14 protein-coding genes and 1 tRNA gene are annotated in these 24,266 nt (G+C 35.7%); 6 read left to right on the top strand and 9 right to left on the bottom strand.

Going from position 1 to position 24,266, the window contains the following annotated elements:
• Positions 1-19 precede the first annotated feature (19 nt).
• Both QMO11_RS09175 and QMO11_RS09170 read right to left on the bottom strand, forming a co-directional pair.
• A complete protein-coding gene (locus QMO11_RS09175) occupies positions 20-7,672 on the bottom strand; it encodes a S8 family serine peptidase (RefSeq protein WP_282037003.1) in 7,653 nt (2,550 codons plus the stop codon).
• A 26-nt stretch (positions 7,673-7,698) separates the two neighbouring features.
• Positions 7,699-7,839, bottom strand: a complete 141-nt coding sequence (locus QMO11_RS09170; RefSeq protein WP_282037002.1) for a hypothetical protein — start codon at positions 7,837-7,839, stop codon at positions 7,699-7,701.
• A gap of 325 nt (positions 7,840-8,164) precedes the next feature.
• Between QMO11_RS09170 and QMO11_RS09165 the strand changes: the two genes are divergently transcribed.
• Positions 8,165-9,787 carry a tetratricopeptide repeat protein gene (locus tag QMO11_RS09165; protein WP_282037001.1) on the top strand — a complete coding sequence of 541 codons (1,623 nt, stop codon included), beginning with the start codon at positions 8,165-8,167 and terminating at the stop codon, positions 9,785-9,787.
• Between the two features lie 76 nt (positions 9,788-9,863).
• Here QMO11_RS09165 and QMO11_RS09160 read toward each other — a convergent pair whose 3' ends face one another.
• Entirely contained in the window at positions 9,864-12,269 is a 2,406-nt protein-coding gene (locus QMO11_RS09160; RefSeq protein ID WP_282037000.1) for a transglycosylase domain-containing protein, read from the bottom strand.
• A 224-nt stretch (positions 12,270-12,493) separates the two neighbouring features.
• Between QMO11_RS09160 and QMO11_RS09155 the strand changes: the two genes are divergently transcribed.
• Positions 12,494-13,312, top strand: a complete 819-nt coding sequence (locus QMO11_RS09155) for a prohibitin family protein (RefSeq protein WP_083634502.1) — start codon at positions 12,494-12,496, stop codon at positions 13,310-13,312.
• An 82-nt stretch (positions 13,313-13,394) separates the two neighbouring features.
• Here the strand turns inward: QMO11_RS09155 and QMO11_RS09150 are convergent, their stop codons facing one another.
• Complete coding sequence (locus QMO11_RS09150; protein WP_282036999.1) at positions 13,395-14,522, bottom strand: DUF4097 family beta strand repeat-containing protein; 1,128 nt, start codon at positions 14,520-14,522, stop codon at positions 13,395-13,397.
• 152 nt (positions 14,523-14,674) lie between these two features.
• On the opposite strand from QMO11_RS09150, the gene QMO11_RS09145 reads away from it, so the two are divergent.
• The 4 genes from QMO11_RS09145 to QMO11_RS09130 all read left to right on the top strand — a co-directional run bounded on the left by QMO11_RS09145 (position 14,675) and on the right by QMO11_RS09130 (position 17,640).
• Positions 14,675-15,604, top strand: a complete 930-nt coding sequence (locus tag QMO11_RS09145; RefSeq protein WP_282036998.1) for a glycosyltransferase — start codon at positions 14,675-14,677, stop codon at positions 15,602-15,604.
• Positions 15,605-15,685: 81 nt separating this feature from the next.
• Positions 15,686-16,804, top strand: coding sequence for a C1 family peptidase (locus tag QMO11_RS09140; protein WP_282036997.1), 1,119 nt, complete (start codon positions 15,686-15,688; stop codon positions 16,802-16,804).
• Positions 16,805-17,500, top strand: coding sequence for an HD domain-containing protein (locus QMO11_RS09135; RefSeq protein WP_282036996.1), 696 nt, complete (start codon positions 16,805-16,807; stop codon positions 17,498-17,500). It begins immediately after the preceding gene.
• Positions 17,501-17,568: 68 nt separating this feature from the next.
• Positions 17,569-17,640, top strand: a tRNA-Arg gene (locus QMO11_RS09130).
• Between the two features lie 359 nt (positions 17,641-17,999).
• Here QMO11_RS09130 and QMO11_RS09125 read toward each other — a convergent pair.
• From QMO11_RS09125 to QMO11_RS09105, 5 genes are all read right to left on the bottom strand, one after another.
• Positions 18,000-19,391 (bottom strand): aminopeptidase P family protein, encoded by a 1,392-nt coding sequence (locus tag QMO11_RS09125; protein ID WP_282036995.1) that lies wholly within the window; start codon positions 19,389-19,391, stop codon positions 18,000-18,002.
• A 237-nt stretch (positions 19,392-19,628) separates the two neighbouring features.
• Positions 19,629-20,666, bottom strand: coding sequence for an AI-2E family transporter (locus tag QMO11_RS09120; protein WP_222844171.1), 1,038 nt, complete (start codon positions 20,664-20,666; stop codon positions 19,629-19,631).
• A gap of 153 nt (positions 20,667-20,819) precedes the next feature.
• Entirely contained in the window at positions 20,820-21,980 is a 1,161-nt protein-coding gene (locus tag QMO11_RS09115) for a sigma-54-dependent transcriptional regulator (protein WP_068474468.1), read from the bottom strand.
• Positions 21,981-21,992: 12 nt separating this feature from the next.
• Complete coding sequence (locus QMO11_RS09110) at positions 21,993-22,925, bottom strand: Ppx/GppA phosphatase family protein (RefSeq protein ID WP_282036994.1); 933 nt, start codon at positions 22,923-22,925, stop codon at positions 21,993-21,995.
• A gap of 20 nt (positions 22,926-22,945) precedes the next feature.
• Positions 22,946-24,265 carry an ABC transporter permease gene (locus QMO11_RS09105; protein WP_282036993.1) on the bottom strand — a complete coding sequence of 440 codons (1,320 nt, stop codon included), beginning with the start codon at positions 24,263-24,265 and terminating at the stop codon, positions 22,946-22,948.
• Between the last annotated feature and the right edge of the window lies 1 nt (position 24,266).

Raw genomic sequence — 24,266 nt, 5'->3', positions numbered from 1 at the left:
TGCATCATGAACTCAATAATTATCTCTTTGTAATTTTTTCGATGATAACCTTATCGTTATTGGTGATTTTTAAAATATAAACACCACTTGAGTAAGCTTGCATATCTAAGGTTGTTTCGCCGCTTAATGCAATCTTTTGATAGTATACATTATCTCCAGACGAGTTGAATAACTGAATAACAGACTCATCAGTCGTACTAAAATTCGTTTTAATACGCAATAAATCTTCCACTGGATTTGGATATACCTGTAAGTCGTGTTTATCAGTATCATCAATTCCGATACGATTAGAAACAAATGCCATAAAACCTGTGGTAAGAGAAGCTCCATCAGGATCGGTTGCAATTACAGTAATGTAAACATCACCCAATTTTAAAGGCTTTATTAAAAATTCAGAACCAATAACATGCGCATGAGTTAATACTTCGTTTGCACTATAGATTAATTCGTACTCCAATGGGTCTCCATCGGGATCTGTTATATAATTACTAAAATCCATATAAATACCTTCTGGACTTTGCAGCATAAACTCCTGATCTCCAATTTCAGGATCTTCAACAGGTGCTCTATTTACATTGGTAACTGAAACATTTAATACGAACTGACTTGTATTACCATACTCATCCTCACCTTCTACTAAAATAAAGTGATCACCTTCGCCATCATAATCTGGAGCAAACTCGAATCTAATATCAGTTCCTTCATATTTATAGGTGAAGTATGGTTTATCCTCCAGTACCTTAACGGTAAAGTCGTCACCTTCTTCATCAAAAGGTTTTAGAAGATATTGGATGGTGTCCATTTCGAAACATGATAAATGCACACTATTTCCATCTGGATACTGAGGGCCTTTATTACGCCTTAGCATTACTGGTACATCAACTGCGCTATTCAGCGGATCGTTATTATGTATAGTAATATCCGCAACATTTTCTCCTTGCTGAGCAAATATTGATGCAAATGTAAGATCTACAGTTACTTCCTCGTTTGGCGCTAGAGTTCCTTCTTCATCAGAATCAATCATTATCCAGAAATTACTACTCGCTTCGTATTCTGCAGCTTTAATTGCCCAACCTAAATCGCCATAACCACTCTCTACCATATCGAAGTAAACACTTCCATCTCCGAAAAAGAAACGACCAAACTCAGCTTGTTCGATTTCTGTAACTCCCTGAGGGAAACCTACCTCTTGATCATACTTGATTACAATAAAGAATTTCTCTTTTGGATAAAAGAATAGCTCAGTACCCAAATCGATAGTAACAAAATCTCCATAGGTGGTTTGTGCATCGGCAGTATGTATATAGGTTGAAGTATGTAATACTTTAGTATTATAGAAATTAGAACTTCCACCTCGAATTTCTACTTCAATATCTGTATTTAAATGTGTTCCCCAATTATACCAAGTTGCCACATGCGATAAGTTAAACCCCTCAACAGGAGCAGTAAAAGCAGTTGCTGTACAGAAAGGAAAATTACCTCCGTATCCGAATGCTAACGTATACTCATCATTATCATCATGTTGTAATACATTATTATAATCATCTGGATTAAATGATGGTTCATCATCTTCATCATCAAAAGATGAAACCAATACCTGCTTTTTAAGCGGCATAGCTTCTGCTGATGTAAAAAAGTTTTTAGCATCCAATGCATTCTGAGCTAGGCTAAAGTCATCTTCCATTTTAAAGTTAACCTCCAAACGGTAGTCTAAGTCAGATGCTCCTATATTTTTAAATGTAAAACTACGTTGCTCTTCCTCATCATCAGTATTCGCAAACACTTCAATTAAAGAAGTATCTGCTTCAATTACTGGGGGAAGACGAAACTCTCCTGTAATTGGGATTTTTATATTTCCCTCATTAGCATTACAAAAAATAACCATATTGTCGGAGATATCTTCAATCTCCATTGGCATCACTCTTAAGTTAAAAGTTTCCCTAGTATTTGGCTTTAGCGTGTAGTTGATGTATTGTCTACCTATATCAGCCCACTCTTCGTCATTCTCAGGATTACCAAACTTTTCATTATCTCCCATAGAAGTACCAATACGGAAGCCCTCTTCTAATCTAACCTGATAAATATGTAGTGGGTTAGTACCTTCGTTACTAACAGTGTAATTAAAATCGTAGTAAATATTTGAGCGTTCTCCATCCACATCAGGATCGTCAGCAATAAATAATGTACCTAAGTTTAATGTATCCTCAATTACAATTTTATCTTCTCCAATTACATTTAGTGTTACAGGGATTGAAAAATCAGGTGCTGATGGTGTATTGTTTTCAAATAATAGATTCGACTCATAAGTACCTCCATATATTGATTTTGCATTTAAATGCACATCAAACTCCATTTCTCCTTCAGGCTCAACCTCATAAGTATCCGTTGGCAAGAATGTTACAATCGACTTATCGTAGATAACGCCTAATGTATTGGCTGACACCTGAATACCAGAAGTACCATCTTGGTTTTCGATACCTACGATTCCTTTTAGAACTTCAGCTCTATCGTGCTCATCTACATCGTACATATATTTAATAATTCCATTCTCGAAGATCCATACCTCAACAGAAGCAGGTGTACCACCTCCCCATGATAAAAGATCTTGATAACGAATTACAAATTTATCTTCGTATGCTTTTGTATAAATACCTGTTAGCGGGAAATACTCAGGGTTACTTAATCCACTAATTGAATATAATGGAGCTAAGAATCCTTTTACACCTTCCTCATTTGGAATATAATACTGAGGTCCGTCCCAAGTAGCCTCTTGGTCAGGTAAGAAAGTAATGATCCCATTTATTGCGATAAATATAGTATCGTATAACTCACCATAAAACGGCACTTCGAATGGTAAAGCAAACTTTTCCCAATACATATTTGGGTTTGTAATATCCTCAGGTCCATCCCATTTATCACCAGTTTCCATTACGTCGCTTGGAGAGAAATACTTAGAATTCTCGTCTGTCTCTAACGTAAAAGTATAACTAGAACCTGGCTTATAATTTTCTTCACCCTTCGGCAATACATTCATCCACTCACTTGCGATTGGTGAAATTTCTAAAGGATTTTGTCCATCATTATTTATGATAACATTTATTACTTTTTGCTCTCCGTATTCTAAATTTTCTTCAAGCTTATCGGTACCAGAACCAATATATGGCGCTTCAATAACGTTACAAGTAATTGGCACTCTTAAATCGTCACCTTCACTTGTTGATATTACAAGAACATCGTTAATTTTAGTTGTTTCAAGCGCATTTACTGTGATAGTGTAATCGATGAATGTACCTGGGTGTACTTCTGCTTCGGTATACCCTTCAACTTCAAAACGTTCGTTTTCAACTTTTACATCGGTGATAAACCCAATGGCCTTTCCATCGTTACCTACATTTAATACATGATCGATAACTGCTCCTTTAAACACATCACCAAAATCAACAGTATCAACACTAAAAGTATAATTAGCATCACCTCCTGAGGTAATTCTAATATCAACAGCGTGAGTTACAGGATTATTAATTGGATCGTTAGTAATTATATTTATGCGTTCTTGAAAAGAACCTACATATAAACTATCTGTACTTACTTTGTATTTCAGTTCTACAGTACCACCAGCCGGAATAGTTCCAAACGGATTTGTTAATTCAGTTACTGCACCAAAACCAGGGTTTTTAAAGAAAACTCTATGTCCGGTGGTTGGCGAATAATTCTGAATCATAGGATCTTCTTCTTCAGTACCAAAACCATTTAATACTAATAAATCCTTGATATCGTAATCCTCAATGGCAACAAGAGCATAAGCACGGTTAAAACCAATGCCTGAATCATCTATAATTGTACCTAGGTCTTTATACAAGTATTCGATATCCCCATTTTGATATAGAACAATTTGGAATGTGATTTCTACATCTTGCCAACCAATACCACCAGCTATACTTTCGTCCCATATATAAGAACCATGTGATACTTTGTCGTACTGAATTATAAATTTACCTGGTAGCGACTTATAATAAATATCTCCATTCAAGTTTAAGTCGAATGGCATACCCCATGCAGATACCAATTTACTTGGCTGCGCAAAACTATTATAACCTGCTGGTTTCGCATTAAACCATCCATCGTTTACAAACGAAACAGCTCCTTGATTGGATATATAACAAGTATCGTAGCGCTCACCAAAATATGGAAAGCTAAAGCCTATTAAGGCATCAGATAATATAACACTACCATCTTTTAAGAAAATATCAGCGATGTTAGTACCATCTGAGATATCTGTCCACTCAAAGGCTTCTTGCTCTCCTGGTTCTGGAGCATCGAAACCTACCACATAACCAAAACGATGTACAAATGAATCGTCAAAGTCTGGCATGTTTGAACCGTCAGCAAACTTAGGTACGTAATATCTTAATGGGAAAGCACCCTCATTATTTAAATTAAATGTTCTTTCGAATTCGGTCCCTAAAACAACATTATCAACTTCGTTTACTTCTGGTGTAACGATAGCTTCTGGTGGCAGTGATGCAACACCATATAAATTGAATTTGTGTGTTCCTCCATTCTGTTCGGTAAGAGTAACAACTGCATTTGTGGAACCCGTTTTAGTCGGCGCATATTTAAACCTTAATGTTTCTGAGCGTTCAGCCTTAATGGTAGGTGGCATTAGACCAACTATAGTAAATGCTGGATCAGATATTTCACATTTTAATGCGTCAGAACCGCTATGGAAAGCACCTAAACCATTATTGAATACATCAATTTCAAGTACTTCTTCGGTACCTACAAATACATTCCCGAAGTCAACTAAATCGTCACTTGCCATTTGGTATTTCTGACCTGTAATATCGAAAGTCACTGGCAATAGCTCCCAATTATTTTTATACCCTTCGCCAAATATTTGAAAATTGGCTCTATAGTCTCCACTAATTAAACTATCAGCATCAATTGTAAAAGAGACCTCAACATCTTTACCCGGATCTACATAACCCTTTGTTTTATCGAATGTTACATAAACATCTAATTCAACCAAGTTATTCATACCTATTGAACACCATACTTTAGACGGATCGTAATAAATATCTCTTAGAAGATCCCAAGATTTTCCCTGATCGTTACTATAATAAGAATAGTTAGACGAATTTTCGTCCTGACCCTGAGATGCAATTAAAGGAAAACGGTGACCTGGTGGAACATGTACTACAATAAAGAATACATCGTTTTGATCGAAATAAATTTGCTGATCAAGTTTCACCTCCTCAAATTCCAAAGAGAAACCTTCTAACTCAAACATTTGCGTATGAATTAATTTTGCTGTTTCAATATTTTCTCCTTTAAGAATCTCTAAATACAATGGCTCAATTACTGCTCCTTCGAAATTTAAAGCTACTTCAACACCAGTAAGGTTAAATCCCTTAGGGTTATTTACATAGTATTGGGTGGCCATAGAGTTTGGCACACGAGTATCGTTATCACCAATGGTCATCATAGTATATGATAACTCATCTGAATCAAAATGAAATAAGTAACGCTCTTCGGGCTTTTGCTCGTAGGGTGTAATTTTAGAATTATTACTAGCGGCATTACTCCCTAACTCGCGTGTTGACATGGCATCTATATAGGTTTTATATAGAATTCTTTCGTATCCACTTAAAATATCTGTATTTCCAACATGACGAGAATTGATATCCCAACTTAATAAACCTTCACCATCATTTGTAATGCTGAATTTATCTTCATGGGTTTTATCGTTGCGCACATCAATTGAAAAGTTAATTTCGCTAGGGTTTAATACAAGCCCAGGACCATTATTTGTTTTAACAGAAATTTGATTCGACATTGGTGCTTCGTTACCCCAACGATCGACTCCTTTAACAACTATATGATATTCTGAATTAGCTTCGAGATGACGTAACTCATAATCAAATTGCGTTCCTGCATCTTGAGTTGTAGATTCTACTACCTTTTTGGCAAAACGAATATTTGATGCAGTAATAGGCTCATCATGATAATATATATGAAAGTAACGTGGCATATCATCATCTTCATCGGCAGGCACTGTCCATTTTAACAATACCATAGTTGAAGAGGAAATACGCTCCTGTTCTAAATCTGTAATTTTATCTGGCGCAATACCATCATCGTTTAATAATGATAAATAAGCATCAACACCACCAATTCCCATTTTACCTTTGTAATGCTCATTGGCAGGCACTGTATCCATCGGTATAGTACCACCTAAAATACGTAAAGTAAGTTGTTCGTTAGTGAAGTTATCACCACCAAACTCCGAAACGATTAATCCGGCAATACCAGAAACATGGGGACAAGCCATAGAAGTACCATCATAAAACCCGTACTCATTATCGGGCATAGTACTTAATACACCTTTTGTTTCATCGCCTGTTACATCACCACCAGGAGCACTTACACTAACCCACTCTCCATAATTAGAATAAGGAGCCATTTCGTTTTCAGTAGCTGTTGCAACCACAGAAATTACACGTTCGTAGCAACCAGGCCAATAATCTCCTTCTTCAGAATTATTACCTGCAGCAAAAATAACTACACCACCTTCCATGGGGCTATCTACAAAGTAGCCGGCCTCTTCTATAAAATAATCGATAGCATCTAATATAGATTGTTCACTTACGCCCGGCTCGTTATAACCCCAACTGTTTTGAGCAATAATAGCACCATTATCAGCTGCATAAACAAAGGCATTCTCAGCACTTCCGTTGGCAGATTCTGACATGATCATACATGACATCATACGCACTCCATCGCCTATACCAGAACCTCCGGCAACACCAGCAACTCCAATACCATTATTATTAACAGCAGCTACAGTACCAGCTACGTGAGTACCGTGTGGTAGGGGTTCAATATCTCCTGATTCATCAACAAAGTTGAAACCATATATATCATCTATATAACCATTACCATCACTATCCTCGCCAGGCTTACCATTTAATTCAGCTTCGTTAACCCACATGTTTGCATGTAAGTCTTCATGCATTACATCAACACCTTGGTCGATAATGGCAACAATAACCTCAGGACTACCTGTTTGGCGCTCCCAAGCTTTAAGTAAATTTATATCTGCTCCTGGTATTCCAGGGTTTTCGTCGGTATTGTGATAATGCCACTGCTCGTTAAAACGTGGATCATCAAAAGGCGACTCACTTGTTCTTATTTTATTAGTATAGTCTTCAACCGTCTCATTTAACTGCGTTAAAGTATGCGGAATTAAACTTTTCTGATAGAATGGCTCTGCTAATTGTATTTCGGCACACTGGCCATAAGCTTGAACAATCCTATTAATCTGATCTTCTGATTCAACTTCAATTTTATACCATAAATGTAAGCCATGCTTCTGGTGCCTAATTTCATGCTTAGCCGAATACGGGAACAAGCGCTCCATTTTAACAGCCTTAAATTGTACATTAAGCTTATCAATACCAGATATACCAACATTGGCAAAGCCTTGAGCACCCTTTATCGACTTTAAACCATTTGGACTAACAACCATTTCGGGTTTAACCTTAACCTTAATAGCTCCTTTTAGCTGTCCATTACTAAATTGCTCTATCTTTTGACCATTGGCAGGAATTGCCAATATCAAAAGACCCAATACAATAGTAAGTAAACGAAATTGTGTAATAATTTTATCCATACTTTAATTGAGTGAAGTGTCCCTTCTTATTTTTTTGCCTTACTTTTTAAGATTTTTGCTTTTCTGCTTGCCTCTAGTTTTTCTAGAAGTTTCTTAAAAACTATATTTTCTTTTTCCCTTTTCTCTATAAGCTGATAAATCTCTTTATCATCCATTTCTTTATCCATGCACTCGCAATAAATTAATATCCTGATCTATTTTCATAGAGCCACAAAAAAGCCAATTTGTATTGCTTTTATAAAATTGAGAACCCTCTCAAAACTTCACTTTACTCAAACAAAACCTCAGCATGTAAAAAATAAAATGACGTGCAACTTTATTTTCAACCTCTCACAAACAATTTATATCCACTATTTCACAGATACTTAGCACCTCAACAAGTATATCTCATATGGAAAAATAAAGAAATAGGACAATTTTATGGCCTGAGTTTTGCAGATAGGCGAGATAGTTATACTATTGACTCCACATTAACACTACAACACTACACACGTGAATACATTTATTCGTTACATTTTAATATGCACCCTATTTTTAAAGGGGGTTACAGCATTTTCAAATGGAATTATAAAAGAAGACAGTCTTAAATATCAGTTAAAGACTAAAAATAGCCCTGATGAGAAGTTAAAAATCATAATAGAGCTAATAAGACATACAAGAAAGTATGATCTACGTAAGTCAATTATGTTTGGTACACAAGGTCAAGAGATCGCAAACCAACACAATAAAACATATGAGTCGGCAATAATTAGTCTCGAAAATGGCATTACTGAGTTTTATATTGGTAACTATGAAGAAGCCCTTGAAAACAACCACAATGCAATAGGGTACCTCGAAGACAATGCCCTATACTACGAATTAACAAGAGTGTACGTTAATATAGGAGCCATATATGACCGCCTTGAGAATTATGAAAAAGCCATTAGCTTATATCAACAGGCATTGCAAAATTTTATTTTAATTGATGATATAAAAAAAGAAAAGAGCACAAGTGCACAAGCACAAATTTATAATAACATCGCAAGTGCTAAAGAAAAACTAAATTTACCCAATGAAGCAAAGCAATATTACGAGAAGGCTTTACATGTGGTAAAGGGTTCAAATTTAATAGATATTGAGGCATCAATTTATAATAATCTTGGAAAAATTGAGACTGCAAATAAGAACTATAGTCTGGCAAAAAAATATTTAGACAAATCTATTCAACTACGAACCAAGTTAAATACTCTAGAAGGATTATCTAAATCTTATTATTTTTTATCAAGCTATTATTACGAACAGAATATAAATGATAGTGCAGAGTGGGCCGCAAAAAAATCGTTACAAATTAGTCAGCAAATAAAAGCTTTAGAGCCCCAAAAAGTATCACATATGTTCTTATATCAAATTTATGAGAAACAAGATAGAATACCTGAGGCCTTAGAAGAATATAAGTTATATAAACTTATTAACGATAGCATAAACAACAAACAGAACATATCGCAAATTTCACAATTACAGCTAGCTTTCGAAGTTGAACGAATTGAAGAAGCAAACGATAGAGAGCAAGCTAGGCTGAGGTTTAAATATATTATGCTCATTGTAATTTTATCTGCCTTACTAGCAGTAATAAGCCTATTATTCAGAATATCGAGAATACAAAAAGGTAAAATAACTCTAGAAAATACAAATCTTGCATTAGAGATTGAAACCAAAGATAAAGAACTAACCACTAATGTAATGTACCTAGTGCAAAAAAACGAACTATTAAATACCGTAACCAAGGATTTAATAACTGTAAAAAATAGTCTTAAGGGCGAGCATAAAAAAGCTTTACAAAAGGTAATTTACAATTTACAGTCTCAATCGGATAATGAGGTTTGGCGAGAATTTGAAATGCGCTTTAATCAGGTTCACAAAGATTTTTATGAGCAGATACGTGCCAAGCATCCTGATATTAGTCCATCAGAGGAGAGACTATGCGCATTACTACGCTTAAATATGACCTCAAAAGAAATAGCCGCTATAACCCATCAAACCTTAAGAGGCGTTGAGGTGGCACGCGGAAGACTAAGAAAACGCCTTGGTTTAACTGGTATAGATATTAATATCATTACCTATTTGGAGCAATTTTAACAAAAGGTGGGGTGTTAATCACAATCAATAAGTAACTCGCTAAATCAACATACGAGCTATAAAATACATCTTAGGTCTATTCCTTCTTACGGAATAGGCCTTTCATTTTGTTTAATAACCCGTTTCTTTTCTCATCAATATCTTCATCCGATTCTGTAGGAGTATCTTTCTGTTTGCGCTCGTCGCGTTGCTTTTGTTTGCGCGCTTCCTTTTTATCATTCGATCTAAACAAATCAAATAGCTGCTTATCAGGATCTGTTTCAGAAAAATCGGCACAATCCACCAGCTTTCTTTGACTGGCTGACAGAGCCTTAAAGTTATTGCGCGTGTATTTGTTGTATTTTGAGTTTGCTTCTACCTTTTTCATAAACAAACCATAAATTGGCAAAGCCATATGCGCACCTTGCCCAAGTGCTGTTGTTCTGAAATGTACTTTCGGGCTTTCTGCTCCTACCCAGGCACCAGCTAATAAATTCGGCGTATATCCAATAAACCAACCATCTGCGTTGTTTTGGGTCGTTCCTGTTTTCCCAGCTATTTTGCTTTTCAAGCCATACTGAGAATGCAATGCTCTTCCGGTTCCATTTTCAACAACGCCCTGCAGCATGTGATTCATAAGTTCTGCTGTTTCGGGGCTTAATATGTTTTCATTTTTTGCAGGAGCTTTATATTCGTAAAGTACATTACCCTTGCCATCTTCAATTTTTAACAAAGCTACGGCTTCACTTTTTCGTCCTTCATTTGCGAAGCAGGAGTAGACTGTTAACATCTCCTGCAAAGTTATTTCTCCTGTTCCTAAACTTATGGAAGGTACTGCAGGTAAATTTGATTTAACCCCCATTTGTTGTGCTAAATCAATTACTTTATCAACTCCTGTTTCTACCATAATTTCGGCAGTAATGGTATTTACTGAATTGCTTAAACCACCTTTCATCGAGTAATATCCTTCGTGCTCGCCATCTGAGTTGGCCGGAGACCAATCTTTATACTGAGAATAAACCCGTTGCTCGTTAGAAATATAATCACAAGGTAGCATTCCATTTTGTAAAGCCGTTGCGTAAACAATTGGCTTAAATGTTGAGCCAACTTGTCTGCGTGCTGTAACATGATCGTACTGAAAATACTCATGATTTACGCCACCAACCCACGAAAGCACATGCCCCTTTTGAGGATCCATCACCATGAACCCTGTATTTAATATTTTCAGATAATGTCGGATTGAATCCATCGGTGAAAGATTAACTTCCTTAGGTTCAGGGTAAGCAAAAATGGTCATCCTTTCTAGCTTCGACATAATTGATCTGATCTCTTCCTCAGATTTCCCTTTTGCTTTTAAGGCTTTATAGCGAGATGTTCTTTTTAATTCTCGATTAAAAACATTGGGATCATTTTTCCATGGATCTCTATTCTTCCAGTGTTGCTTAAACTCTAATTGTAAACTATGCATGTGTTGCAAAACTGCTTCCTCAGCATACTTTTGCAGAGTAGGGTCAATTGTGGTATAAATTTTTAAGCCATCTGTATAAATGTTGTAATGGTCGCCGTATTGATCTTTAAGTATTTTCTGAGCTTTACGTTTAATCACATCTCTAAAATAGGGCGCAACACCCGTATTGTGATCCATTTTGCGATAGTGTAAACCCAAACCACTCGCTTTGTACTTTTCAGCTTCAGCTGATGATATGAAATTCTGTGATTCCATTCTACTAAGTACAATATTTCTTCTATTCTTTGATTTCTCAGGATGTAACCTTGGATTGTATGCTGTATTAGCCGCTAACATACCTACTAAAACAGCAGCTTCGTTAGGTTTTAAATTGGCTGATCTTTTGTTAAAAAATCGTTGCGATGCTGCCTCAATACCGTATACATCTTCACCAAACGGAACCGTATTTAGGTACATTATCAATATTTGATCTTTAGAATAGACCTTCTCTAAACGTGCGGCTGTAAATATCTCTCGTGACTTATTCACTAACATTGAGAATGCGCCGTAGGATTGTCGAGGAAAAAGGTTCTTTGCCAACTGCTGACTGATAGTACTACCTCCTCCTTGTCGGGTATCACCCATTAAAACAGTGCGAAATAACACTCTTCCCAGACTAACTATATCAAAACCTTTGTGTTCAAAAAAACGAGAATCCTCGGTAGCTATCAAAGCATTACTAGCGTGTTTTGAAATGTGCTTATTTTCAACGCTCATGCGATTTTGATAATAGTATTTGCCCATAAGGGAACCATCAATTGCATATATTTCAGATGCAATATTATTATCAATTCCAACAAGGTCTTTCTCAGATGGGATTGGTCCGAATATACCGAGGTAAACGAAAAGTAAAAATAAAAATAAGAACCCAACTAAGAATGCGAAAGCCTTTGTGCTAAAAAGCAGCGCCTTTTTCCATAAAGGTGTTTTCTTATCAGTCTTTTTAAGCTTTGCATTTTTCTTTTTTGCTGGGCTTGCTTTTCTTTTTTGGGCCATTCTAAATATTTTTCTGAACCACAAAAATACAATTGTAAAACAAAAAAATGTGGTGAATACAATAAAAATATATTTCAGCTTAGTACTATAAAATTAGAATATAGTTATGTAGATAAACATTGACATTAATACAGTCTTCTGCACCCTTATGGATACTTAAAAGTTTATCCTTTTTGTTTTATAAAAATTAGTAGCTTTACGCTTATACTAAAAAAATAAAAGACATGAAGAATAAAGTATCACCAATCATATTAACTATTGTTTTTGCAGCTATTGTTATACTGCTTGTATTTGGAAGCAGAATGTTTCATATTATTGAACCTGGTGCAAGAGCAGTGATATTTAAACCTTATACAATAGGTTTAGATGTAGAAAACATAAAACAACCTGGTTTAGCAGTTATTGCTCCTTGGAATAAGCTAATTACTTACAAAGTGAAGGAACAAACTAAGGAAGAAACAATGGACGTACTGGATAAAAATAGTATGTCGATAAACATGGATATTTCAGTTCGTTTTAATCCATTATATAACGAAATCGGTCAACTTCACGAGAAGTTTGGAGTAGATTATATTAGTGTATTGGTAATTCCTGAAGTTAGATCGGCTGTAAGAAGTATTACTGGTAGGTATACCGCAGAAGAACTTTTTGCAAGTAAACGTAAAGAAGTGGAAGAGCTTATTGAAAGTGAAACTACAAGAGCGCTTAAAGAAAACCATATTGAAATGCGTGCCTTATTAATTCGTTCTATACAGTTGCCTGAACAGATTAAGCAAGCCATTGAAAATAAGCTGAAGCAAGAGCAAGAAGCTCAAGCCTATCAGTTTAGATTAGATAAAGAGCGTAGCGAGGCTGAACGTAAACAAATTGAAGCAGAAGGCATTGCTACTTATAACAAGATTATTGACAATAGTTTAACTCCAAATATCATTAAACAAATGGGTATTGAAGCTACATTAAAACTTTCGGAGTCACCAAACTCAAAGGTTGTGGTTGTAGGTTCAGGTAAAGATGGTTTACCATTAATATTAGGTAATAACTAATTTATAGATATTGAATAAATTAAAAATGCAGAGATCTGAATTGATCTCTGCATTTTTCGTATAAAAAAAACTCCAATTTTTCTTAGTAGTACGATTGTGCGCCGGTTGTGGTTACACCGGTTATTAAAATATCCCCTTTTCCAATCTTCAGCGACTTCTTTTTTGACTTGGCCAAAGCTCTAAGTACTGAGTTATCTGATGTTAATTCGTAACGAATATTGGTTTTGGTATTGGTTTGTATTTTTACACTGCCCTCAGTAGTTTTTATATTAGACGAATCTGCAAACTTAATTCTCGTGCCTACGATATTTCCTTTTGAGGATTCTAGATTATATACTCCATTACATTGAAATAATTTTTGTTGACCAACAAATGTTCTGCAATTAATCTCTCCATTACAAAGAGATATTTTAACATTACCGCTTCTAGATTTTGTTTTTAATTTACCTGTAACCGTATCAAATTCCTGTGTTCCTTCACCTCCGAAAATTTGAATATCGCCTTCTACAGACTTTACTGCAATATCACCCTTATCAGCACTAATGTTTATTTTTCCCTTGTATTGATTGATGTTCAAACTTCCAGTTTTTGTTTTCCCTTTTATCGAACCTGCGCAATTTGATACCACAATATTCCCAGTGCTCGAGTCTGTGTTTATTTCACCTTTAACATTTGAAAAGTTGGCATGCCCCGATTTTGAATTGAAATTTAAGTTTACATTTTCGATATTGGCAACGTCTACTTTTCCAGACACACTATTCACATCAATTGCCACATTGCTTGGTACATTAAGTTGTATTTCACCCCAGTGTGATGTCCATTGTGCCGGTTTCTTAACACTAATTGTTACACTGCCATCATCGTTAGAAACCAATAGTTCGTAACCAACTGCTTTTTCGTTTACCTTTAAAGAGCCGCTAATATCTAACTTATCGTTTGTGCTGCCCGAAATCTTTACTGCACAAAAATCAGCTTCAATTAGTAATTTGCTCACATTAGTAAAACTGGTGTCTAATTTAGTGGTTTTAGTTTGTGCATTTGTATTCAACCCTAAGTATAGAAATGATAAGGTTAAAAGCACTTTTGAAAGAATCTTCATTTTAATAATAGTTATAGAACCAAACTTAAGCTTTACCATTTCAATATGATAGTGCTGCAAAGTAGATGGTCTAGGTGTTATAAATAAATATTGGTGATACCAACTGTTCATTTTCGCCCAATGAAATGTTGGTATAATACAAAAGCAATTACGAGGATTCCCTATAGATGTTACGATCTAAAGTTTAAAAAGTATGCTGATGTATTTTTTTACAAACGATTTTGATTACTTTTACAAGCATTCAATAAAATTCAGGGGTGGTTTTGAAAGATTTAAGAGTTCTATTTGTATATAATAGTAAAGGCATTGATGCCCGCACTTTGCTAGTGACTACACAAGGACGCTCCTTAATGAATAAGGGTGTTCATATCGATTACTACGATATTTGTAGTAAAAACGTATTTGGCTATATCAAACATGTTAAACACTTAAAGAATTATATTAAAAGAGGACAGTACGATATAGTACATTCTAAATTTGGTTTCTCAGCCTTTACCAGTACTCTGGCTGGAGCCAAGCCTCATGTAGTTTCTTTAATGGGCTCTGACTATAAGTTAGAAAGAGCTTCGCTATATATTTCTAAGTTATTCGCACGATTCTTTTGGGATGTAACCATTGCCAAATCGCCATTGATGTATAATGCCTTAAAAGGCCAAAACACAGTTATGATCCCTAATGGGATTGACTTCTCGCGATTTAAGCATATAGATAGAGAAATTGCTCGTAAAAGAGTTGATTTTTCATCATCAGCTCATGTACTTTGGGTATCTGACCCAGAACGTAAAGAAAAAAACTTTGATTTAGCGCGCGAAGGTTTTGCAAACCTTAATACAAATGATGTAGAATTAACTGTTGTAAATAATGTAGAACTCGATAAAGTTCCGTTTTATTATTATGCCGCTGATGTTTTACTAGTTACTTCAAAGTGGGAAGGATCGCCAAATGTTGTGAAAGAAGCAATGGCTTGTTCGCTTCCTATAGTATCTACTGATGTTGGCGATATAACCAATATTACAGAAGGAACCACGGGGTGTTATATTGTTGAAAGTGACCCTGAGTCAATTGCCATGGCTATTGATACAGCATTAAGTTTCGGAAAAAGGACCAACGGACGAGATAAAGTTAGAAACCTAGACGTTGATAATATCTCTGACCAAATGATCGAAATCTATCTAAAACTAGTTGATAAATAATCAGCACATTCAATAAACCATATATTAGAAATAGTCATCATAAAGACTTTACTAGTTACTTACCAAATAAAATTATTATCCATGAATATTAAAATTATAGCCACAGGCATTTTATTAATCACAAGTTTATATACACAAGCTCAATCTGATTATAATTTCACTCCTGTTTCTAATTTAGAAGCTACTTCTGTAAAAAGCCAAGGACGAACAGGTACTTGTTGGGCATTCAGTACTGTATCATTCATGGAAAGTGAAATCATCAGAATGGGTGGCCCTATTCTTGATCTTTCTGAAATGTATATTGTAAAACATGCCTACCAAAATAAAGCAAAGCAATATGTTTATATGCACGGAGTTGGTAACTTTAGCCAGGGAGGTCAGGCGCACGATGTAATAAAAGTAGTTGCCGAAGAAGGCTTTGTTCCTGAGAACTATTACTTAGGTAGAGACTCTAAAAAAACACCACATAATCATTCTGAATTAGAACCCATCCTTAAAAGTATGCTCGATACTTATATTGGTCAAAAGAATGCTCAGCCGAAGAAAATGTGGTTTGATAATATAGAAGCTGTATTAGAATCGCAGTTGGGTAATACACCAAAATCGGTATCGTTTAATAATAGAAAATACTCACCGCAAAAATTTGCTGATGCACTTGGCTTTAAAGCAGAAAACTATGTGGAGTTAAGCTCGTATACACATCATCCGTATTATAAACCTTTTGTATTAGAGGTACCTGATAATTGGTCGAATGATTTGTACTATAACGTTACGCTCGACGAGTTGGTAAATACAATGAAAGAGGCCTTAAATAGTGGTTATACGCTAGTTTGGGATGGAGATGTATCTGAAGAGTTTTTTTCTCATAAAAAAGGATTGGCCATAATACCAGCAGTTGATACTTTGGGGTTTCAACCACAAGAAGAGATTACTGTTACTCCCAAAATGCGCCAACAAAACTTCTTCAATTGGAAAGCTAGTGACGATCACTTGATGCATATAACCGGAATGGTAAAAGATGAAGAGGGTAAGATCTATTTTAAAACCAAAAATAGTTGGGGTGCAAAGTCTAACGAATTTGGAGGTTACCTTTACATGTCTGAAGCTTATATTCGAATGAATACAGTAGCGATAATGCTCCATAAAGCAGCGATAAATAAAGAACTTTCTAAAAAACTATTTAGCAAAAACTATAAATAGATGAATTCATTTCTTTCTGCAGAATCGCAGCAGAATCGGCAATTATTACTGATAGAGCAATATGTTGCAAATCAGTTTAACAATGTGGAGGCAGGCCATGACCTTTCGCACATTGAGCGCGTTTACAAAAATGCTATTGCCATTAACAAGAAAGAGAAAGCAGATTCTTTTCTTGTGGAAGCGGCGGTTTTACTTCATGATATTGCCGATGAAAAACTTTTTATAAAGGAAGAAGCAGAAGCAAAGTTGGATTTATTTTTTCAAGAGATTCAGTTGAATAAAACGGTTGCCAATAAAATTATAGATATCATTGAAAATGTTTCATTTGGTAATTCAATTGATAAAAATATTATACTAAGCAAAGAACAGAAGGTGGTTAGAGATGCTGATAGACTTGACGCCATTGGAGCGGTTGGCATTGCACGTGCCTTTCAGTATGGAGGCCATAAAAATAGGGCTTTGATTGATACTGAAAATCCGCCGCAAAAATATCTTAGCAAAGAAGATTATAGAAACAATAATGGCTCTACAATCAATCATTTTTACGAAAAGCTATTACTGCTAAAGGATAAAATGGAAACCGAAACAGGTAAGGAGTTGGCACAACAACGCCATGACTTTATGCTTAGTTACTTAAAGCAGTTTTACAGCGAAATTAATTTTGAAGGTTTCTCCTCTTTGGAGGGGATCAAATAAGGCATACAAAACATAAAATTTTTTAATCGGAAAGTTTTTCTATTTTTGTGCGCCTATACTAACTAATTGGCTTCTTAGTTCAATGGATAGAATACTGGATTCCGGTTCCAGCGATATGAGTTCGAATCTCATAGAGGTCACATAGAGACTGTCTCATACAGAGATGGTCTCTTTTCATTTTATACCAAAAACATCACAATTACACAATCCTATTGGGGATTTACTCAAAACCAATGGGGAAAAGTCCATTTTGATGGGGATTCATTGAACTTTAGTGGGGATTTAGCCAATTTGGCAGTACTTTATTGAATTCGATTGGGGATTTAGCCAATTTGGCGTAAAAAAATGCAATTTTATTGGGTACATGCAATCGCATTAAATAGTAAGCTGAAACTTAAAATTCAACTACCAAAAACAATATGTTTACAATCAAACCAATAGTTCGGTGCTATTGATTTGATTGTAATTAAGCCTAATTCTGTATTTACAGAGAATAGTATTATTTACCAGCTATTGTTTTTTCAACCTCATCAATGGTAATTGGAATACGATCTCCCATAATACGGCTTCCTTCTTTCGTAAGCAAAATATCATCTTCGAGCCTAATGCCACCAAAGCCTTTATAACTCTCAACTTTCGAATAGTTAATAAATTCGGATAAGTGTTTATCAGCTTTCCATTTATCAATTAATGCAGGAATAAAATAGATGCCTGGTTCATTGGTTATGGTAAAATTCTCTTCTAATTTACGTCCTAGTCTGAGCGCTGAAAGACCGAATTGAGTGCTTCGCTTTACCTCATCATCATACCCCACTAGAGTGTCGTTATAATCTTCCATATCGTGCACATCTAGCCCAATCATATGCCCTAAACCATGCGGGAAAAATAAAGCATGTGCACCTTCAGCCACAGCCTGATCAACGTCGCCCTTCATTAAGCCAAGTTCTTTTAAACCTGTAGCAATGGTTTTGGCGGCTAATAAGTGAACATCTTTATAGGTAACACCTGGCTTGGTAGCTGCCAATGCATTATTGTTAGCATCTAAAACAATCTGATATATTTCTTTTTGTTGTTGCGAGAATTTTCCTCCAACTGGCGATGTTCGTGTATTATCAGTTGCATAATGTAATGGTGATTCACTTCCGGCATCAACCAATAGCAAGTCGCCATTTTTTAAGGTATTTCCATGATAATGATTGTGCAGTGTTTCGCCATGTATAGAGCAAATTATAGGAAATGAAACCATTCCTCCCCCCGAAATAGAAATAGCTTCTAATATACCGGTGATTTCCTGCTCACTCAATCCTTCTTGGGCCATACGCATAGCAGTTGTATGCATTTGATGACCCACTGCCATATGACGATCCATCTCTTCAATTTCAGCAAGTTCTTTAATAGAACGAATAGAGATGCAAGCCTTTATCAATTCAAGCGAGGCCATTTCTTTTACCTTATTGGGATGAACGTTTAATAAATCGCCCATCGTCATCATATTCTTACCTCGGTAAGGTGGTGTAAAATGCACAGCTCTGCCCTGCTTTTGCGCTTGGGCAATTACCTCGCCTAACTTCGCAAAGGGATAGGTTTTGCTTACGCCAACTTTGGCTGCATTATCGGCTAATTTGGCCTGGGGACCCATCCAAATGATATCATCAACAGTAAAGTCGTCGCCAAAAAGCATTTCTTCGCCACTTTCTAAATCTATAACTCCGGCAAGGCCCTGTAGGTCTATCCCAAAAAAATATAAGAAAGTACTATCCTGACGGAAGTGATAGGTGTTATGCAAGTAATTGGTGCTGGCATCAACATTTCCCATTATTAGGGCAATTCCGTTGCTCAGTTTGTTTTTCAGCTGAGCCCGTCGGTTTATGTAAATTTCTTTAGCAAACATAGTTTAAAATTTTGCTGCTAATTTAATGATAAAGAATTAAGAAAAGTATGTGTTTACTCAAGGTTAAACACACTACAAATTACTTTACTATGCAGGCGGTATTATGCGTGAGGGATTGAAGTGGATACCCCACAGCTGAGGAACGAAGCGAGGAGTATGAACGCAAAGCCCGGCCCGATAATTATAGGGTTCTTTATTTTGAAGGGTTTTATTAAGGGACACGCCCTTATGCTTAAACTATGAACTTTTACCTATTAATAGGTTTGTGATTGGGCGATACCGTGGAAATTGATCGAGAATAATTTTAACAAAAACCGTTAATGGAATTGACATGATTAAACCTGGAATACCCCAAATATATCCCCAAAACATGAGCATTATTAAAATAGTAATTACGTTTACCGAGAAGGTTTTTCCCATAAAAATGGGTTCTAAAACTCCACCGAACAATACTTGAATGCCTGTTATTACTAACGAAAAAATGAGTAAAGTTGTGGCGGAATCAATTTCGACGAATGCAAATAGGCTGAGTGCTACCACTGAGATTACAGATCCGATCATTTGCACAAAATTGATTACAAAGGCAAATAAGCCCCAAAATATAGGGAAACTCACGTCGAAAAACCAACAGGCTAAACCGAAGCTTACACCGGTCATTAAACTAATTAGGAATTTTACGAAGACGAATTTAATGATGTCTTTCTCTATTTTACGAAATGCTTTTACTGATGAATGTTTCACCTTAAACAGGGTACTATTTAGTACATTTTCGAAGTTGATTGAACCTGATATTAATAGGATTACAAAAAATAGTGTGGTTAATGATCCGGAAAGTAGTTTACGAATAAAATCGAGCGATAGTGTAAGATTTGAAATGACATTAATTTGAGGTATATAATGTTCTAATACACCTTCGCCTTCAATACGAGAGATACCAAAAAATTCTTCGAAGGCTACAATTAAATGCACTAATTTAATCTCGGCCTTTGCCACAAACGATGCTCCTGTAGAGATTAATTCTTTACTAGTAAGATGAATAAAAACACTTCCCAGCTTAATAAAGCCAATCATGATAGCAATTACCAATAGGATACTAATTGGGTGTGGTACTTTTTTTCGGTGTAACCAACGCATTAGTGGCAAAAACAATAATGCAATAAACATGGCAAACACAAGAGGTACAAATATGAATGACAGCGTTTTGAGTAGATAAAAAATAATTGGAACGGCAATAATCAACAATAATATATTTGTTGTTTTTAAATCTTTCATCATAACAGTAGCATTACTTTGTTGGTAATATATGGTATCCGCCTCTTAATTGAGATTATAGAGAGGTTTATTTTCGAGATGGAGAAGGTATATTTTTTACAAAAAAACGAAATACTTTTCAGTATTTCGTTTTCTCTATATTAAATATCTTTACCACTATTGAGGTGCTGCGTACATTTTAACATCAGCGGCAGTGATTGTTTCTGCACAAAGAATAATTAAACGCTCCATTACATTTCTGAACTCGCGAATATTACCTGTCCAATTTAAAGCTTGTAAAGCTTCAATGGCAGAAGGTTCAATATTCTTTTGTGCCATACCTTGTTCCGTACAAAGAATTTTAATAAAATGATCGGCCAATAAAGGAATATCTTCTTTTCTATCGTTAAGCGATGGTACGTGAATTAAAATTACGCTTAAACGATGGTATAAATCCTCACGGAAATTACTATCTGCAATCTCTTGCTTAAGGTTTTTATTGGTAGCTGCTAAAACACGAACATTTACTTTAATATCCTTATCGCTACCCACACGGCTAATTACATTTTCTTGCAGCGCACGTAGTACTTTAGCTTGCGCTTTCATACTCATATCGCCAATTTCATCTAAGAAAATGGTACCACCGTTGGCTTGCTCAAATTTACCTTTGCGCTGTTTAATGGCTGATGTAAAGGCTCCCTTTTCGTGACCAAATAGTTCACTCTCGATAAGTTCCGATGGAATTGCCGCACAATTCACCTCAATAAACGGCTCCTTGGCTCTGTTGCTTTTCTCGTGCAACCAACGTGCAACTAATTCCTTACCCGTTCCGTTACCACCTGTAATTAATACACGAGCATCGGTAAGAGCCACCTTATCAATCATCTCTTTTACCTTCAGGATAGGTTCTGACTCACCAATCATATCGAAGGTTTTGCTCACTTTACGCTTTAGCACTTTGGTTTCTACCACCAATTCTTTCTTCTCTTGTGCATTGCGCAGGGTAACCAACAGGCGATTTAAATCGAGTGGTTTTTCGATAAAATCGTAAGCGCCTTTTTTGATGGCTTCTACAGCTGTGTCGATATTACCATGACCTGAAATCATGATAACAGGAATTTCTTGCGTTTTTGCCACAATATGATCGAGTACTTCCATACCGTCCATATTTGGCATTTTTATATCACAAAGCACCAAGTCGTATTTATCTTTTCCAAAGAGCTCAACGCCCTCTTCGCCATGTTCGGCCAAAACCACTTCGTGTCCTTCGTATTCAAGTATATCTTTTAAAGTATTTCTAATACTTCGCTGGTCGTCAATGACTAATATTTTAGACATAAATTAGAAAATCTATTTATTGTTTTTTAGGATTTGATAAATCGCCCCTTCCTTCAGTGCATAAGCACATTGAAAAATTTTATCAAATTTATATTTTTCGATCACAAAATTAATAAATAAAGAGGTTAAAACCATCATTTCTACACGATGAGGTTCCATCTTCTTCATTTTTAACCTCTCATTAACAGTTGACTTTAGATATCGCTTGTGCAAACGTAGGTATAAATTATAATCAATCTCATAATTTGTTAGTTTGCTCATATCTAAATGCGGATGCTCTTCTGCCGCAATCATAGCCGCCAATGTATCAAAAGAACCCGAAGAACCTATTAATGTTTCAATTTGATGCTTTTTCATTTCTTCAAAAAGCAGAACTAACTCTTGTTCGGCATAGGAATTCAGATATTCAATTTCGCAAGCATTAATTGGGTCGGAAGGTTTTATTAAATCCAACATACGTGCCGCCCCAACATTGAAGCTATGTTTCCAAATAACACCATCTTTATTGGCAATAATAAACTCGGTACTTCCGCCACCAATATCCATTATTAAAACCTTTTCTTCGCCAATGGGAACAACTTGTTTTACACCATCAAAAATTAACTCGGCTTCTTTATCACCTTTGATAACATTGATATCGAGATTGAATTTGTCTTTAACGGCATCTACAAAATCCTGCCCATTTGCCGATGAACGTATGGCTGATGTTGCAAAGCAATTTATCGATTCTACATTATAGACTTCAAGAGTTTTAAGATGCGTTTCTATACCCTTTAACCCACGTTCAAAAGCATCGGGCATAATTACTTTTTTATTAATACCACCCTTGCCCAGTTTAGCAGGGTACTTACTTTCCAAAAGAATTTTATAATTGTTATCTCCCGTAACTTCTGTTACCAGGAGGTTAAAGGTGTTAGTGCCTAAATCTATAATTGCTATCTGCATCTTAGTATATTCTTATGGGATTATTTGCCAGCTTGGATAAACCATTTCCAGATTTCCTTGTAGCTTACTTTTTTCCCGTACATTAAAATTCCGGTACGATATACCCTACCCGCAAACCATGTGAAAAACACGAATGATACCATCATGATAAACATAGATAATATGATTTCCCATGCTGGAACATCAAAAGGTATACGAGCCATCATAACCACAGGCGAAGTTAATGGAATCATTGAAAACCAAAAAGCCAAATCGCCATGCGGATTTTGCATAGCAGCCATGGCCACATATATTGATAATATAATAGGTATCATTACAGGCATTACAAATTGCTGTGTTTCTGTTTCGTTATCAATTGCAGAACCTATGGCAGCAAACAGCGTTGAGTAAATTAAATATCCACCAATGAAATAGAATAGGAAGAATCCGAATAAAGAGGCGATATTTAAATCACCGATGATTCCCATAATATCATTAAACTTTGATTGCACCTCAGGATTACTACCGGCATCAATACCCGCTTGTTGCATTGCCATGGCATCTCCTCCGCCAAATACAAAAGCTTGCATCACAAAAACAATAGCAACGGTTAAGCCTACCCACAATAAAAACTGTGTTAAGGCGACTAAGCCAATTCCTACAATTTTCCCCATCATTAACTGAAAAGGTTTTACTGATGATATGATAACTTCTACAATTCGATTTGTTTTTTCTTCGATTACACCACGCATTACCTGCGTTCCGTAAATAAGCATAAACAAATAAATAAGCAAAGCTGAAACCATACCAATAACCATTGCAAACTCAGCACTGTTGCGCTTTTCGCTACCATCTTCATCTAACCTTACGGTATCAATATTAACATGTATTTGATTTACTTCGGCAATTTTTTCTTTAATTCCTTCAATATCGTATGATTCTAATTTTTTATCGCGTAAGAAATTATTCAGCTGATTTTTGATATTGTTGGTTACATCCATTGTAATCTGTCCATCAGAATATAACCTCAATTGAGACGGATTTTGCAATAAGTCACCCTCTATAACCAATAATGCATCATATATTTCCTGAGTTACTACTGCATTTTTATCTGTAGCATCATTATGACCCAAAAATTTGTAAGTGATATTCTGATCCGATTTTAAAGCATCTTCATAAAAACCCGTTGCATCATCAACCGCAACCACCTTATCTTTTTTATCATCCATGCTCATTAACCAACCCGGCACAACCATCATAGCTGCAAAAAGTAAGGGCCCCAAAGCGGTCATTATTATAAAACTCTTCTTTTTTACGCGAGTTAAATATTCGCGCTGAAGTACTAATAATATTTTATCCATG

Origin of the sequence: Saccharicrinis aurantiacus (assembly GCF_947489045.1) — a bacterium.
In the GTDB taxonomy this organism is placed as follows: domain Bacteria; phylum Bacteroidota; class Bacteroidia; order Bacteroidales; family Marinilabiliaceae; genus Saccharicrinis; species Saccharicrinis aurantiacus.
Note: the sequence above shows the minus strand (reverse complement) of the source record. Positions and strands in the feature narration are given on the sequence as shown.

Excerpts from the sequence above, each read along its gene's own strand:
- QMO11_RS09150 (WP_282036999.1), bottom strand. The coding sequence starts at position 14,522 with ATGAACAGTTGGTATCACCAATATTTATTTATAACACCTAGACCATCT.
- QMO11_RS09105 (WP_282036993.1), bottom strand. The coding sequence starts at position 24,265 with ATGGATAAAATATTATTAGTACTTCAGCGCGAATATTTAACTCGCGTA.
- QMO11_RS09155 (WP_083634502.1), top strand. The coding sequence starts at position 12,494 with ATGAAGAATAAAGTATCACCAATCATATTAACTATTGTTTTTGCAGCT.
- QMO11_RS09140 (WP_282036997.1), top strand. The coding sequence starts at position 15,686 with ATGAATATTAAAATTATAGCCACAGGCATTTTATTAATCACAAGTTTA.
- QMO11_RS09110 (WP_282036994.1), bottom strand. The coding sequence starts at position 22,925 with ATGCAGATAGCAATTATAGATTTAGGCACTAACACCTTTAACCTCCTG.
- QMO11_RS09120 (WP_222844171.1), bottom strand. The coding sequence starts at position 20,666 with ATGATGAAAGATTTAAAAACAACAAATATATTATTGTTGATTATTGCC.
- QMO11_RS09175 (WP_282037003.1), bottom strand. The coding sequence starts at position 7,672 with ATGGATAAAATTATTACACAATTTCGTTTACTTACTATTGTATTGGGT.
- QMO11_RS09160 (WP_282037000.1), bottom strand. The coding sequence starts at position 12,269 with ATGGCCCAAAAAAGAAAAGCAAGCCCAGCAAAAAAGAAAAATGCAAAG.
- QMO11_RS09170 (WP_282037002.1), bottom strand. The coding sequence starts at position 7,839 with ATGGATAAAGAAATGGATGATAAAGAGATTTATCAGCTTATAGAGAAA.
- QMO11_RS09125 (WP_282036995.1), bottom strand. The coding sequence starts at position 19,391 with ATGTTTGCTAAAGAAATTTACATAAACCGACGGGCTCAGCTGAAAAAC.
- QMO11_RS09135 (WP_282036996.1), top strand. The coding sequence starts at position 16,805 with ATGAATTCATTTCTTTCTGCAGAATCGCAGCAGAATCGGCAATTATTA.
- QMO11_RS09115 (WP_068474468.1), bottom strand. The coding sequence starts at position 21,980 with ATGTCTAAAATATTAGTCATTGACGACCAGCGAAGTATTAGAAATACT.